12 protein-coding genes are annotated in these 15,410 nt (G+C 47.4%); 2 read left to right on the top strand and 10 right to left on the bottom strand.

Annotated features, from left to right (window positions below; genetic code table 11):
* Positions 1-5 precede the first annotated feature (5 nt).
* A complete protein-coding gene (locus tag NF543_RS00330) occupies positions 6-1,505 on the bottom strand; it encodes an alpha-L-fucosidase (protein WP_257666088.1) in 1,500 nt (499 codons plus the stop codon).
* 206 nt (positions 1,506-1,711) lie between these two features.
* Between NF543_RS00330 and NF543_RS00325 the strand changes: the two genes are divergently transcribed.
* A complete protein-coding gene (locus tag NF543_RS00325) occupies positions 1,712-1,942 on the top strand; it encodes a hypothetical protein (RefSeq protein ID WP_257666087.1) in 231 nt (76 codons plus the stop codon).
* Between the two features lie 53 nt (positions 1,943-1,995).
* On the opposite strand, the gene NF543_RS00320 is transcribed toward NF543_RS00325, so the two are convergent.
* From NF543_RS00320 to NF543_RS00280, 9 genes are all read right to left on the bottom strand, one after another.
* A complete protein-coding gene (locus NF543_RS00320) occupies positions 1,996-2,358 on the bottom strand; it encodes a DUF5615 family PIN-like protein (protein WP_257666086.1) in 363 nt (120 codons plus the stop codon).
* Position 2,359: 1 nt separating this feature from the next.
* On the bottom strand, positions 2,360-2,596 hold the full coding sequence (locus tag NF543_RS00315; RefSeq protein WP_257666085.1) for a DUF433 domain-containing protein: 237 nt from the start codon (positions 2,594-2,596) through the stop codon (positions 2,360-2,362).
* Between the two features lie 363 nt (positions 2,597-2,959).
* Positions 2,960-4,540: a M81 family metallopeptidase gene (locus NF543_RS00310; RefSeq protein ID WP_257666084.1), complete on the bottom strand. Its 1,581-nt coding sequence runs from the start codon at positions 4,538-4,540 to the stop codon at positions 2,960-2,962.
* Between the two features lie 439 nt (positions 4,541-4,979).
* Positions 4,980-5,261, bottom strand: a complete 282-nt coding sequence (locus NF543_RS00305) for a hypothetical protein (RefSeq protein WP_257666083.1) — start codon at positions 5,259-5,261, stop codon at positions 4,980-4,982.
* Positions 5,262-5,287: 26 nt separating this feature from the next.
* Positions 5,288-5,977 (bottom strand): hypothetical protein, encoded by a 690-nt coding sequence (locus NF543_RS00300; protein ID WP_257666082.1) that lies wholly within the window; start codon positions 5,975-5,977, stop codon positions 5,288-5,290.
* 149 nt (positions 5,978-6,126) lie between these two features.
* The gene (locus tag NF543_RS00295) at positions 6,127-7,743 is read right to left on the bottom strand and encodes an FG-GAP repeat domain-containing protein (protein ID WP_257666081.1); all 1,617 of its coding nucleotides are present in this window, start codon (positions 7,741-7,743) and stop codon (positions 6,127-6,129) included.
* Between the two features lie 334 nt (positions 7,744-8,077).
* Positions 8,078-9,661, bottom strand: coding sequence for a SusD/RagB family nutrient-binding outer membrane lipoprotein (locus NF543_RS00290; protein ID WP_257666080.1), 1,584 nt, complete (start codon positions 9,659-9,661; stop codon positions 8,078-8,080).
* 12 nt (positions 9,662-9,673) lie between these two features.
* On the bottom strand, positions 9,674-13,006 hold the full coding sequence (locus tag NF543_RS00285) for a SusC/RagA family TonB-linked outer membrane protein (protein WP_257666079.1): 3,333 nt from the start codon (positions 13,004-13,006) through the stop codon (positions 9,674-9,676).
* Positions 13,007-13,070: 64 nt separating this feature from the next.
* A complete protein-coding gene (locus tag NF543_RS00280) occupies positions 13,071-14,312 on the bottom strand; it encodes an ROK family protein (protein ID WP_257666078.1) in 1,242 nt (413 codons plus the stop codon).
* 273 nt (positions 14,313-14,585) lie between these two features.
* Between NF543_RS00280 and NF543_RS00275 the strand changes: the two genes are divergently transcribed.
* Entirely contained in the window at positions 14,586-15,356 is a 771-nt protein-coding gene (locus tag NF543_RS00275; RefSeq protein WP_257666077.1) for a class I SAM-dependent methyltransferase, read from the top strand.
* Positions 15,357-15,410: the final 54 nt, after the last annotated feature.

Here is a 15,410-nt window from a genome sequence, read left to right as displayed (position 1 = left end):
GCAGGCTAAACGGACAATTTAAACGTTATGGCATGGTTGAAAGATTGGTTTTGCTGCACTTTTTTAGGGATGGAAACCTCTATTTCGTTCCCTACGGTTTTCCACTTCAAGGCCCGATCTTCTCCAAGGATTTCCACTTTTTTAACCGGGAAGTTTTCTGGAATAGGGAAACGGTAGGTATTCGATACCGTGACCTTTTCAGTTTCAGACAAGCTGAATACATAACTGTGCTTTTGGTCCTTGCTTTGGGTGTAATAAAACGCATCGCTCGAATAAGGTGCGATGGGGCGGGTGTTATAAATTCCGTCACCATTTAACGCCATCCATTTACCAATGGCTTCAAGGCGTTCGTAGGCCACCGGATCCCAGTCGCCATGCGGTCCGGGGCCGATGTTGAGCAGGTAATTTCCACCCCGCGATACAATCTTGATGAGGGTATGCACGATGTCACGGGCGGGCTTGTAGGTGTCATCGGGCACGTAGCTCCATGAATTGCCCATGGTGATACAGCTTTCCCAAGGGATATCAAGAGGTTGTGCTGGCACCGTCTGCTCGGGGGTTACGTAATTTTCAAATTCGCCAGCTACCGTGCGGTCTACTACAAGGATGCCGGGCTGATTTTTACGGGCCATTTGCGCGATGCGCGGCATGTCAATATCCTGCTCGGTTTTTATTGTTCGTTGCCAATCCACCGTTGTATCCACACTGGCGAGTGGGCGGACCCAGCCCCCATCAAGCCACAGGATATCCACCTTGCCATATCCGGTCATCAGTTCCTCGATCTGGTTATAGGTGAAGTCCCTAAATTGCTGCCAACGTTCAGGATATTTTAGCGGGTCGTAATTGACATTGCGGTCTTTGGGCGGGAAGTAAGGCCACCAGTAATATTCCGTGTGCCAATCGGGTTTGGAAAAATATGCGCCTACTTTGAAATTATCGGCACGGAAAGCGTTGAAGATTTCTTTGGTCACATTGGCGCGTGGGTTTGTAGAAAACGGGGTCTTGGTATCCGTGATGTTATAATTGTTCTGTTTCGTATCAAACATCGCAAAGCCGTCGTGGTGCTTGGTGGTGAAGACCACGTATTTCATCCCTGCCTGTTTGGCTGCTTCGGCCCATTTTTCCGGATTGAAATCGGTCGGATTAAAAGTCGTCTGCAGGTTTTCATAGGCTTTTACGTAGTCAACGTAATTGCCGGCATGTTCGCCTCGGCGCTGTGTCCAGCCTTCATCTTCCGGGCAGAGACTCCAGCTTTCCACGATGCCCCATTGGCTGTAGGTGCCCCAATGCATGAAGAGGCCGAATTTGAGATCCTGCCACTCGGCAAGGTTTTGTTGGACGGCCGGATCTGATGGAGGGATGTATCCGGCAGAAACGTTGTGGTGTTGGGCGCTGGCCTTAGTGGATATTGCCGTAGACAGTATAATGCTCAATAGCATGATCATTAAGGGCCTTAATGCCTTGCCGTAGTAATTAGGGTGGTGTTGTTGTAATGCGCTATTCATGTTTATTATATCAATTGGGTTCAATGTATATGTCAAGATTCAGATCATAATTAAATTCTATAACTCGATCCAAAAATAGCAAAAATTGGTTCATTAACTGCGATTATACGTCGCTTATCTGTAGAAATGACAAATTCCCAACGCGCTTTTGCAGCACTTGCGTACCAAAACTTTAAGTCTTATCTTTGTTAGACAACACAAAAACGATGGCAACACTGACGGTAAATATCGATGACCAAGGTGCTGAACGGAAAGTCAAGGCGCTGCTGGATAAATTAGGCCTGAGCTATTCCATCAACCCAGAGGGTTCGGCCTACAACTGGTGGGAAGACGAGCTGTTGGTACAGGAATTGGATAAACGATCACAGGATTTGAAGTCAGGCCAAGATAAGGGCGTGTTCTTTGCGGAAGTGAAGGGGCGTTTGCTTTCCAAATAAGAAAAACAACCTCTTGAACCATGCCTAATGCCGTCGCTGATGTAATAACACAATCAAGTCATTTTGTACTGGCGCTGTCGTATATTGTTTGCTTCCACCACTGTGAAGGCATTTTCGAATACGATATCGGTCGTCTCCATCAAATGTTGAAGCATCTGGCCAGCAAATAGCGGCTCAAGGCCTTTATCTCGAAAATAGATGACTGCGGGAGGATTATCTAAACCATGACGGTAAATGATTTCGCCATAGTCACTGTCAAACGTCAGTATTATCCGATTCTCCCGTTGGGCTATAGCGACAACTTCATTGTCCGCGATGCCAAACATTTCCTCAGCAATACTTTTTACGTCTAATTTTAGCACTCGCAATAACTTGATGCTCGGAAACGGAAAATTCTCATTTGCCAGAAATGTCACATTAGGCAGTTTTGGTCAACGAAAAAAACAGTTCGTTTTTCAGGCAATCCCTGAGGTAGGAAAACACTGCTTTGATGTGGTCGGCTTTCAGTTGTGGGTAGCTTTCCAGCAATTGCTGTTCAGTCCACCCGGAAGACAACAGTTCGAGAATCAACTCAACAGAAATACGAGTACCCTTTATTGTTGGCTTCCCAATCAATATATTTTTGTCCGAAACGATGTAATCTTGCCAAGCCATGGTTTCTTATTGTTAATTCACAACACATTACAAAGATACTAATAATCGGTGATTAAACAACGTGAATATTCGAAGCTGTTTTCATAGATTACACTGATGGAAAGATCGATGATGCTGGAGATGTGCGTATGATAAGCGCATGTAAAGTACATATCAAGTACTATTGAAGTACTGGTAAAGTACGGTACGACCTGCACGCCATGCGCTTTGCATGGGCATACCCCGTGCTTTTAGGGCGCATTCACACATTAGATTCCATACATTTCTCTCACACACCTTGAACCATACGTACTTGAGAGGATAAAATGATTTCGCCAAAGGTAACAGTCAAACTCCTTGGCTCAGCTTTATATTCACTCAGGACTAGTTGTCGGGCTGGTATTCATGCGACAATGGTATAAGCCTCGCAGACAAATCCGGATCTTCCATATCCCTATCCAACGGGAATATCGGCCGCGGGATGCGTTTATAAGGCAGCGCTTCCAGGTTTTGGTCCACACCGCCCACGGTCAATGCCATGACCCAATCACCCCGCATGTCGTATAGTTCGGGTACTAGGTAACCGATTTTCACCATGAGGATATCGGCTTCCCTCGGCTTGAGGCCAAGGTCGGTGAAGTCTTGCTCCCTATGATAAGGTTTGCGCTTTTTCGTGACGATGATGTAGTTGTTGTCGGTTTTTACCACAACTTCCACCTCGGCATTCCGGTCGCCTTCCTTGATGGCATGCACCGTGCCGCTCAATTTCAGGGGCGGGGCGAACCGGTTATCCACCAGTGCGCCGACGAGGCCTTCCACGGGACTCCCTACCCCCGCCTCCAACGCTTTTTCCACCAGATCAGGGCCAGGTAAAGAAGCATAGATGAACGTTGGGCCGTTTGGGGATGCGAAGGAAGGATTGGCCAGCACATCGGTAAGCGTCCTGGTTACGTCGCCAGCACCTCCGGCGGTGGGATTGTCACCCATATCGCTGATGATGAACGGTTTTTTGGTGCTTTTCAATGCTTGAGCCAAGGCATCATCCAACGTAGTTGTTGGCGCCACGAAGTCAAATTCATGTCGGACGTCCCAGAATTTCGTAGCCAGCGCTTCGGCGGCCGCCTTTACCCCTGCCTCATCATCACCCACCACTATTACATTCGCATGGTTGCGGGGTTCATCGGCCCATGGGTAGCCCATCCAGATACCGGCATCCACGATTCCCTTCCGGGCTGCTGTCGGCTCCACGGCGGCATAGAGGCTTTTGCCCGGCTCTATCCGTGTACTGGTCTGTTCGCCGGCCAAAAGGATTGGGATTCGGACCAAGGCCTTATATGCGGGTTTGCCCGTGCCGGCCACCAACCTGTCCACCAGGTTTCGCACGGAACGTTCTTTGGATTCCATGGCATCTTCATGGGGAGCCAATCGGTAGCAGGTAATGATGTCTGAATATGCGGCAAGCGTTTCGGTGACACAGCCGTGCAGGTCCATGCTGGTGGAAATGACCGTTTCGGTGCCGACCACCTCGCGGACACGTGTGATGAGATCGCCCTCGGCATCGTCTAGTCCTACGACGCTCATGGCACCGTGGATGTCAAAAAATATACCATCATACGGGAGGTTCTTTTCCAGCGAATCCAGCATCTCTTCCACCAACGCCTCGTAGGCTTCCCGTGTCACCGCACCGCCGGGGATAGATTTCCCGGTCAATGTAGGTACCCATTCCGCCGCCTCTCGCAGTTCCGAACCTTCGGCGAAGAACGGATAGTTGGCAAAAATTTCGTTCCCTCTTTTCGGGTGGAATGCGGCGGTATCCGTGGTTGCAGGCGAAAACGTACTTGATTCGATGGCTAGGCCAGCAATGGCAATCTTCGGTTTCAGGGAAGAGGATTGCGTGCCGGTATCGTCGCAGCTATTGAGGAATAGCGATGCAGCGATGGCGATTAAGAAGGAGCGCTGGTTCATGTTTGCATATTTGATGATTACTATCAGTGACTCGGGACTAAGTTAATGATTACCTACGGTAAAGACAACTATTGCAGTCGTGTCTGGCACTGATAATACAGGTATTAAACACTTACTGAAACGTGGCTAATACGTGGCTAATAGGTGGATGAAGGGTGGCTAAACCGTGGCTTACCTATAGCAGTCGTTTACTTTTCCCGGGACTACATAATAACCTTATCCCGTCCGAGATAGTTTGGTGTGCCAACCATCGGGTGTGTTGGCCAAATCAGCGTTATAAATGACTATACTTTGGTAAGATTACGCAGTTGCTACCCTGGAAAATATATGATTCATAAATTTGCTTTATTGGTTTCAGCTTCCAGTACGTAAACGCCCGGGTACCATGGTATATTTGCTGTGCACGGATGGTTTTCATCGGCAATGAGTTGGCGGATTTTTATGATAATGGTTTCCCCGGGTCATATGTGCTGCCCAAATTAATGGCCGATATAATGCCGGAACCTGTATAGTTTTCCGTATACCCTCCCGGTAGAAACTGTTTCAATCGGCCAATGTCTTTTGCTTTGAATTGGACCAAAGGTCCGGCAGGGCAGCCATCCGATTCACGTAGAAATGTCACCCTGAAAGCGTTTTCTTTAAATACGCTGTCTTTTTTCTCACATGACGGCAGCGTAAATAACAAGGTGGCAACAAAGATAAAGGATAGTAATTTCTTCATGACTAGAGTCTTTAGAGTAATCTGTTTTACTCATCAACAAGCTCAACAACCGGCTGGCCATCTACACATTGGGGTGGCTTTGCAAAGCGTTTGCAGGTCTCGTACTCGCATGGTGTATTTTCGAGATAAAGCTTTCGTTCCATAAGCTGGTTGTATATCGTGAGCTGGTCAAAAAAGATTTTGGTGTCGATAGTTTTATGGGCGGCTATCCCTTCATAACAGCAACCTGTTTTGAGGAATTGGGAGAACCAGGCATCGGCATCGGTGCAGGGGACATCGTGATAGAAGTTGATGATTTTATCGTGTCTTATGGGAAGCTCAGCATTGATTTCTTCCAGGGTCAGCTGTTGAGCGAAGACCAGCGTGGCTACCTCGTTATCACAGACTCTCCGTAAAGGTGGGTTGTGCTCCGGCGGTTCTACGATGATTCCTTCCCTGATAGCTGCTTCCAGCGCTTTGGACGAATTGGATTGATAACGGTCGCTTAATTTGCCAAATGCATGTTGAATGGAAGGATGTACAAGAAAATAAAAATTTGCTGCCATAACAGTTTCGAACGCGTCAATATCCGTGCAGGGAACCGACTGGCTGAGTTGCTGCATTTCCAGAAACGTCTGATAGGCTTGTTCAGACCAATAGTCATAAGATTCCCTTCCATTTTTCTGACAAGAAAGCAACAGTGCAATGACTATTGCATAAATAGCGGAATATTTCATGGTTTTGTCTTTTTAGCTATAATGAATAACGAAGGCCGCAAGGGAAATGCGACATAGCAAGTAGCACTTTTCTGGTATAATATCCGGAAAATTGGGGTAAGGCATTGATTATCTTTGCAATTGAAATCATGTAGGAGAGCTAATATTCCTTAATTGATATTCATCAACCGATTGGTCAATACCAAGAGATGTGGGTATTGTGTAACGTGCTGACGCAAAAATTGGTTTAGCTCCGCCATGTTGTGGATATAAGAACCCAATACGATATCCTCATCACCATCATGGTCTACATCGGCTACTTCCATGCACAGCCATTTGCCGGTAGCGGCTTCTTCAAAGGAATGAGGTTTGAAATCCAAGGAACCTCCGTTGGAAAAATACACAAATCCGTTACCCGGCTCATCCTCACCAGCATAGAATGCAATGGCAGCGATATCCAGATCGCCATCGTTATCGAAATCACGGGCTACCGCTTTGGATGCGCCGTGCAACGGGAAAAACCAAGCCTCATGGAAGTTAAAGCTACCATCATTCAAATATATACGCACACCATGGAAATTCTTGTCGACACGGGAATAGTCCCAATTGTCACCATTGGTTAAGAGAATATCCACGAGCCCGTCGTTGTTGAAATCTGCTAGTTCAAAGTATGACGAACCGAAAACCGGATCGAATTGTAAAATGCGTTTCTCCTCAAATCGTCCACCGCCTTGGTTGTAGAAGATGGATATCCCTTCCCATGCCTGGCCCATAAACACCATTAAATCCGGTTTCCCATCCCGATTGAAATCGCCGATCCGAACATTGAGAGCGCCCGGTAGGGTGCTCAACAAATGTTCTTTGTCTGGCTGGAAGTTGTCGTACCAGGATAGTTTTCCGGTATGATTTCCAAATCCGCAAACGATCAGGTCTTCTCGTTCATCCCCGTTTAGGTCAGCCACGGAAAATTCAACGGGTCTGGGTAAATCAGGAATATTGATCAGCTGCGATGCGGGTGTAGTGCCAATGGTATCAAAGGTGAAGAAACGACCCCGTGCCAGATCGGACGGGTTGAAGGTTCCTATTGTAAGCAATCTGGGAGGCTGCTGCAATGGAAAATCGATATCAACTGCCGGACTTTCCAATTGCCATGCAGCTTTAAATGTAAAAGTATGGTCCAGCACATACAAAAAATCGGAGGCATCGCCCACATAGAGTTGATCTGTATGGTGGTCAAATTTTAACAGGGTCGTCTGCGGAATCAGCTTTTCTTCAAAATACAATGGTTTAACATCAAATAAACCGAGTGAACGGCTTATCGGTGGGTGAGGAGGTTGTGGTACAGGTTTATCAGGTGCTGCCTGCTCGTAAAAACTGACGATTTTCTCCCAAGCATCCAGCACGATCAGTGGGCTATCCGGATAAATATTCATCGAGCGAAGGACGTCTTGCTCGGCTTTGTCCATGCCATCGTACGGATCTTGACCCGGTTTTCGAATGCCTAGCCTTAGCGCCATATTGGGGAGCACGTTAGCTGTCCACGTTTTTTTGTCCAATAAAGACGGATCAGGATAGCGGTGGCACATTCCGCAATATTGACGCGCTAATTGCGCCCCGGATAGCACGGAATCGCGTTGTGTTATCCTCGCCGCGTGTTGATCTACGTGCATTCCGCCCGTTATCGTAAGCATAACGCATAGCAACAGGATAACCGATATGCATATCCATATTTTCATAAAAAAATCAGCGTGTTTCTCGTTATCCAGAAATACGCTGATAAGGTACATTTTTTTGCTGATTTAGTTTACATCCCAGAGGATTTTACGACGATTCCGAAATTAGCATTGTTGTGAATTCTAGTTTATGAATGCTGGTGATAGGTCAATACGGTTGTTTTAGCGGCTCCCGTGGTTCGGTACTGAATGTCCGGGAGCAGAATTTCTCCGATGTGAACCTAGTACCTGGGCTACCGGATGGTAAAGCGCTTACATCGGGCTGGACGGGTCAATGATCATATTGACAGGACCTTCGAGTAGCGGGGATTTTTCAAAAAGCCGCTAGAAAAGAAAAAGCCGCCACTTGGGCGGCTTTTCGGGCATATAAATTGTGGTATTAAAATAGTTAATTAACGTCCCAGAAGAGTTTGGTATTCACATTATCCTGGTCACGCACAGTATTGTAATTTTCCGTATTGTAGGTAGCCTCCGAAGGGGGTAAGTTCCATTTTACCGGGGCTATTTTCTGGATGTCTGAATTTTGGACACGGAAATCAAAAGTGGGATAGTCGTATCTCCTGATTTCGGCCCAGGATTGAGTGGTTTGGATGACGCCAAAATGTATCCATTTTTGGGTGGCGATCAATCCGATTTTATTGCTGGTTCCATCCCAATCCAAGTTTGTCAGATAAGTGTTAATCTGAGCTTGGGTGGGCGCAGCAGGGGCGGGTACGACATTGTTGGCGCTCTTACTGCGGATCAATCGATAGAGATCCACCGATGCGGCGACGCCGTTTCCAAATGCGCTTTTTGCAGCTGCAGCATTCCCATTCTTTTGGTAGTATTCGGATAACAATAGATTTGTTTCGGTGGCTGAAAATAAGACACCTGGAAAATACTGATTTCGTGAAAAAGTCGAGCGATTGAAGATGGATATCGTGCCACCTCGGGCTAAGCCGGATTGCACTGGGGTAGTTAGTGATTGGTCAAGCCCGATATACGCCCCGTCAGCCTCAGCTCCCGGCTCAAAAATGAACGGTAGGCGGGGGTCTTCGTTTTCGACCATGTGGTCGACCATCCGTTTGCTCGCTAAGTTAGCGAACCAGCCTTCAGCTTCGAATGCCCCTTCGATATTTTTGGTGTGGATGCTGTTATCATCGATGCTGAATACGTCAAGCTGAGCATTCTCTTCGTTGGTCATGATCAACGGATAGGATGCCGGATTGCCAATGATTTCGGTAAGCTCTTGCGTGGCCCTGGCAGCAAATTCCGGACTTTCAGATATGCGCATCAACATTCGAACCCGTAAGGAATTGCAGTATTTTTCCCACAAAGCGACATCCCCGTTGTTAATTAGATCCTGTGTTTTAAAGCGGTCTTGCATAGACTGGCTTACCGTAATGGTTTTCAGCTCTGCACCGATTGCTTTCAGATCGTCCAGCATTACGTTGTAAATGTCTTCTCCGTGGTCATACGCCGGGTAAGAAGAAAGGTAATCACTATTGTTCGTGCTCAGCATCCCTGCTTTACTCCAAGGAATATCGCCGTGCAGGTCTACTATCTGTTGCGTTTGGTCATAGAAAAGTACTTTCGCGGCCAAGAAAAATATCCGCTTTTCTTCCTGCTCAACGGCTACAGAATTATTATAGATCGTTTCGAGTTCCCTGTATTGAGCAAGGCCTTCGTAGTAGCGTGTCCAGCGATCTTCGATGGCGGCACCCCCCGGCAAGAGCTGGTTCTCTTCATTTTCCCATCCTGTAATGTGTAGATACCGGAAAATCGTGGGGCGTAGCGTCACGAATAGATTCCTGTATTCGGGCATGATCAGTTGCCGGTAACTGTATATCATCCCTGTAAATTGCCGTTCTACGGTTGCTTCGGTCACTTTTGAAGGGTCGCGGTAAAAGTCGTCAAAGGCGCTTTTCTGGCACGATGTGGTGTAAATCAGTGTGGCGGTAAAAAGCCCTAATATTAAAATATATCTTTTCATGTTCTTTTAAATTTAGAAGCTAGCGCGTAGCATTAAACCATAAGTCCTAGTCGCTGGGCTTGTTCCTACGTTGGAAACCTGATTGATCCAGTTCGATCCGCCCGTCATCTGCTCAGGATCCAGGTCTTTGATCGTACGGTAGATAAAGAAGAGGTTTCTGCCAAAAACGGATAACTGCAGGTTTTTCGCTTTCAGCCGTGACGCTATTGATCTAGGTAGCCTATACCCGAGTGAGAGTTCCCGCATTTTTATGTAGTTGTTCTTCTGAACGTATAATTCATAGCGCGAGCTACTGTATTGGGGGCCGCCCCAATTGTAGGTTTCGAAGTAATATCTGGATTGCGGAATGATATTGTCGTTGGCGCTGCCGTCAGACAATACGCCGTCCATAAGCATCCCATCGTGATACACGGTTTCGCCATTAGGGCCGACCGTTCCATCATAGGCGACGCCCTTATCACCACTTACGTAGTAACTTAATCCACCGCTGGCAGCATCCATGTAATTCAAACTTTCCTCCAGCAGACCGCGGCTCATCATCCAGTTAATACCTGTGGGCATCACGTGACCGCCCCAGCGGAAATCCACAAGTGCATCTAATGTGAAATTCTTATAGGTAAAGGTATTAATGAATCCGCCTGTAGCCTTGGGCATGGCGTTTCCTGCTTTAACCCATGCATTCGCATCCAATTGGTATAAGCCATTGTCTTGCACTATTTTATTGCCGTTTTCGTCGGTAGCAAGGGGGCGCACCATGATATCGCCCATTGGTTGTCCGACCTTAGAGACTAATTGTGCTGCTTGCCCGTCATAGTCGCGATGGAGCAGTTCCTGGACACCTCCCGGCAACTCCTCGACCGTATTTTTATTCATGCCGACGTTCAGGATGGCATCCCAACGGAAGTTGTCATTTCGGACGGGAGTGCCGGTGATGGCAAATTCCCATCCTTTGTTACGCAATGTACCGACGTTGGCGAGAATAGACCCTGATCCCATGGAAATAGGAAGGGTATAATTAAGGATTTGATTTTCGATGCGACCATTATAATAGGTGATATCCAATCCCAATCGGTTGTTGAATAACCGGGTCTCAAGGCCGAATTCGATCTCCTGCTTCCGCTCGGGTTGGATGTTTTCATTACCGAATTCAGCGGTCGGCACGGTGTTGTATATCACTGCAGCACCATTTGTTTGCTGTACACCTAACGTTTGCTGGGTGTAGCTAAGCGCACTTTTGTAAATATCCGGATAGTTGCCTACAATGCCCCAGGATCCCCGCAGTTTTGCGTAGTCAAAGGCTTCGGGCAGGTCAAATGCCTCATTTAAAATTAAGCTGGAGTTAACGGAAGGATAGTACAGCACGTTGTTATCCGGGTGCATCGTAGAGATGCGCTCGCGCCTGAGCGTACCTTCCACAAACCAGAATTCTTTTACGTTCAAGTTCAGGGTGCCGAACACGGCATCCCGAAGCATGTTCCTGCGGTAATTGAACCGTGTGTTGCCACCGATGGTATTCACGGAAGCGTTGATGTCGTACCAGTTCCTGACGCTCAGACCCGTTGTTGTTTCGCGTTGCACATAGGTGTCCAGACTCTTGGTTGCTGTATAGCCCACCATGGCGCCGATGGAAATACCCTGATTGAGCTGCTTCCTGTAGTTAGCTAAAAGATCGGTGTAATAAATGTTGGCGTTTTGCGATCCTAAACCAAAATAACCGCTATCGCCGAATTGCAGCGGCCTGTAATTCGGTTCGCGATCTTCCGTTTTCATTGATGTGATATCGGCAGAGAAACGAGCGCGTACTGAAAGATCGCTGAACACCTGCCAGGTGTTGGTAACCGATCCGATGACCCGGTTTGAGTATTCGTCATATTGCTTGGCTTTCGTGTTCCAGATGAAATCGCCGACATCGGGCCTGAAGCCGTTGTACCGGATATTTTCTTCGGGTGTGAGACTTTCTGCGTCCGGAGATTGGACGACATACTTGTATCCTAGACTCGTTTGGTACTTATCAAGATACCATTCGGGACTATCGAACGTCGAAATCATGCCCGCAGTGTTGTTCATAAGCCGGTCTGTCATGAAAGGCCTGTTATGGGTGTGCTGATTGACATAATTTACCACAACATCGGTGGTAAGCTTATCCCATAACTTGACCGAAGTATTGAGGTTGGCTATATTCTTTTTGTTATAGGAGTCCAAAGATGTCATCTGGTTGTCCTGGCGTGTAACCGAGAACCGTGTATTTGAATTTTCAGTGGAATTCCCGATGGCGAGGTTAAAGATGGTGTTATTCGGGTTGTTGAAGAACTTGTCGTAGGCTTTTTGTGCTACGTACGGTCTTACCTGGCCATCCCATGCGATTACGTCATTGCCGTCGAATTTGGGGCCAAAATTGATCGTTGAGCCCAGTAATCCGCGGGTGACTCCGTTTACGGCTTGACTGTTTCCATAGTAATAGAATAGATCATCTGCTTGACCATTATCTTGGAATGCGGTTGTGTAGCCCGGGCCCCTGACATCCTGGAATCTGGGTAGGTAGGCAATCTGGTCGTTGGTATACGTCGCATTGAAATCGATCGAGAACCCTTGACTGCCTTTGCCCGACTTCGTGGTTACCAAAACAACACCGTTCATGGCTTCAGAACCATAAAGGGCTGCAGCCGAAGCGCCTTTCAATACACTGATGGATTCGATGTCTTCGGGGTTAAGATCTTCTAAGCCATTCCCTCGCGCACGTTGATCACCCCAATAATCCGAGTTGTTAAATGTGTTTTGACGCATAGGTATGCCGTCAATGATTACCAAGGGCTGGGAGTTGCCGGTGATGGAGTTCGTGCCCCGAATATTAATGTTGATGCCGGATGTAGCGCCACCCGGGGCCGCTGAAATCCGTACGCCCGGTGCTTTGCCGTATAAGGCGCCTGCGAAGTTTGGGCTTCCGGTTTTTGTGATGTCTTCTGCTTGGACGGTACTCATTGCATAACCCAGCTCTTTGGGCGCGCGTTTTATACCTAATGCCGTCACCACCACTTCACCGATTTCACTGGCGTCCATTTCAAGTTGAACATTGATGATGGGCGAAGTACCCACGGTAATGTCTTTTGCCGAATAGCCGATGATGGAAAAGCGCAGCACTTCCCCTTGCGATGCTTGAATCGAATAACGCCCGTTGGCATCAGTTTGCGTGCCTCGGGTAGTTCCCGGCACAGCAACGCTTACACCCGGGATGCCCCCCTCACTGTCCGTAACCGTCCCGGTCACGGCTTGCTGTCCATAGCTAGTTGTCGCCGTTACCAAAAGCGCCAGTGCTACCATGCAACATCTGATGTACAAATTTTTCATCTTGTGTGTTTGATTGGTTAAAAGATTAGTTAATTATTCATTTGTTTATATATTAATGGTATTGTTATTGTTGTGCGCTCATTTTCGACGGCCTTTCGGAGGGTTTCACTTCATGTTCATCGCCCAGATCGCCGTGTTCCATCACCAAACTCGCGGCCCCGAGCAGCTCCGCCCGATAACTGAGTTCGGACAAAACGATATCCGTTTGTTCGGCCAGCTTGGGGATACAAAATTCATTGATGGCCCGTTGCACGGGGGCAAGCAGCAATTTGCCGGTTGCCGAGCCCCTGCCACTCAACACCACCCGCTCCGGATTCATGATGTGGATGAGCGTGGCAATGCCCTTGCCCATCATGAAGGCCGCATCGGACAGCGAGGCCACCGCCAATTGGTCGCCCTTGCGGGCGGCATCAATGAGGTGGTCGCCTTCGGCTTTGGACGTGTCGGCGAACAGGCATTCCAAGCTTGATTTCGTGCCTTCCGCCATCGCCTGTTTCGCTTTTTCCACGGCCACGAGTAACGATGCATCCACCTCCAGGCAACCCCTTTTGCCACAGGAACAGAGTTTGTTGCTATGGGACAGGGGAATATGGCTGAACTCGCCGGCGTAACCGTTATGGCCCCTGAACAGGCTGCCGTTGACAATCATCCCCAGCCCGATGCCCCATCCCATGTTGACCACCATGACGTCCTGCATCCCCTTGGCCATGCCGAGGTGCAATTCAGCAACGGCAATGGCGCTGGAATCGTTTTCTATGAATACGGGCAATTCGAAGTACTGGGTCAGCTGGTCGCGTAAGGGCAATCCATCATCTTCACTGGTCAAAAAAGAAGCGTTTACCCCCTTTTCCACATCCACAAACCCGGGCATGGCAATACCGATACCGAGGATGTGCTCCTGCTTTATCCCGGACGCATCGATGTAAGCATCGATGCAATGGCATAGCTGTTTAAAAGCGCCGGGATTGTCTTGCAGGGGCAACGAGATGGATTTTTCAGGGTGAACCGCTTCGTTCAATAAGTTGTATATCACAATGCGGGTGACAAATTGGTCCATTGCCACCGATACGATATGTTTTTTATTTTTCTTGTTTAAGAGGTATTTCACTGGGCGCCGCCCACCGGTAGAAGGGGCCAGGCCATGCTCCACCGCGTACCCTTCCTTCACAAGGATATTTACAATGCTGGTAATATTCGGTACGCTTTTCTTGGTGTACATACTCAATTCCGCTAAAGACAATGCCCCCTTATAATACAACAACTTAATTACGGATTTCTTCAATTGGTCTTGACGCTGGATCTTCACAATTTCATTGTATAAATGGTTGGATAGTATCTTAGTTATGCAAACTTAATAAAATAATAATACCGAATGCAATAACTTTTTAAAAAAAAATAGTAAGATTACATATATTATTGTTTATCAATTAATTATTATTATGTTTTGTGATGCATGTTCGTAACAATGTATCAATCAATCCCCATGCCCTGTATTGGAACTAATAACTTACTTTTCAAACTATTTATGTATTTTTACTCCGAATGATGAAAAATAACCAATCGAAATACCGACTTCTACATGGGATCGCATATGCAGCAGGATAGCGTAAAACGGTTTTCGTATCGGGCCGAGAATTATGATCGATTCCGGCCAAACTATCCTCCGGAGTTGGTTGATTTCCTCAAGGAATATGTATCGCTGGACGCCGAGCATAGCATTGCGGATATCGCTGCGGGTACGGGAATATTCACTGAGCAAATTGCCGACTGGGGCAATACCATCTATGTGGTGGAGCCCAATATGTACATGAGGCATATGGCAACTCAGCGATTGTCGGCATTCCAATCGTGCATTTTTATAGATGGCACGGCCGAGGAAACGGGACTTCCAGACCAATCCGTGGATTTCATTGTTTCAGCACAAGCTTTTCACTGGTTTAATGCAGCGCAGGCGAAGGAAGAGTTCAAACGCATCGGTCGTGGCAATCCGTATGTGGCCGTCATTTGGAATCTCCGGAATACGGATAGCCCCTTTGAAGTGGGATATGAAACATTTATCCGCACTTATGCGATGGATTACCTGAACGTTAGCCATCGGCAGACCGATACAGCTGAAGTGTTGGCGTTTTTTTCTCCGCATGTACCGGAGTACCGGGTTTTTGAACATGCGGATTTCCTTACCTTCGAACAACTACGTGGCCGGACACTTTCCTATTCGTATATGCCGGATGAGACGTCGGATACCCTAAAAGAAGTATTAGACTCGCTGATGGCCTTGTTTAACGAATACGAAAAGGAAGGAAAAGTACGATTATCTTATAAGACAAGGCTGTTTATTGGAACCATTTGATAATGGAACGCTGATAGCCCAGATTATGCGGATTCACACTGATTATTATTTTAA

The organism is Parapedobacter tibetensis (genome assembly GCF_024704835.1).
GTDB lineage: Bacteria > Bacteroidota > Bacteroidia > Sphingobacteriales > Sphingobacteriaceae > Parapedobacter > Parapedobacter tibetensis.
This window is presented reverse-complemented; position numbering and strand designations above follow the sequence as displayed.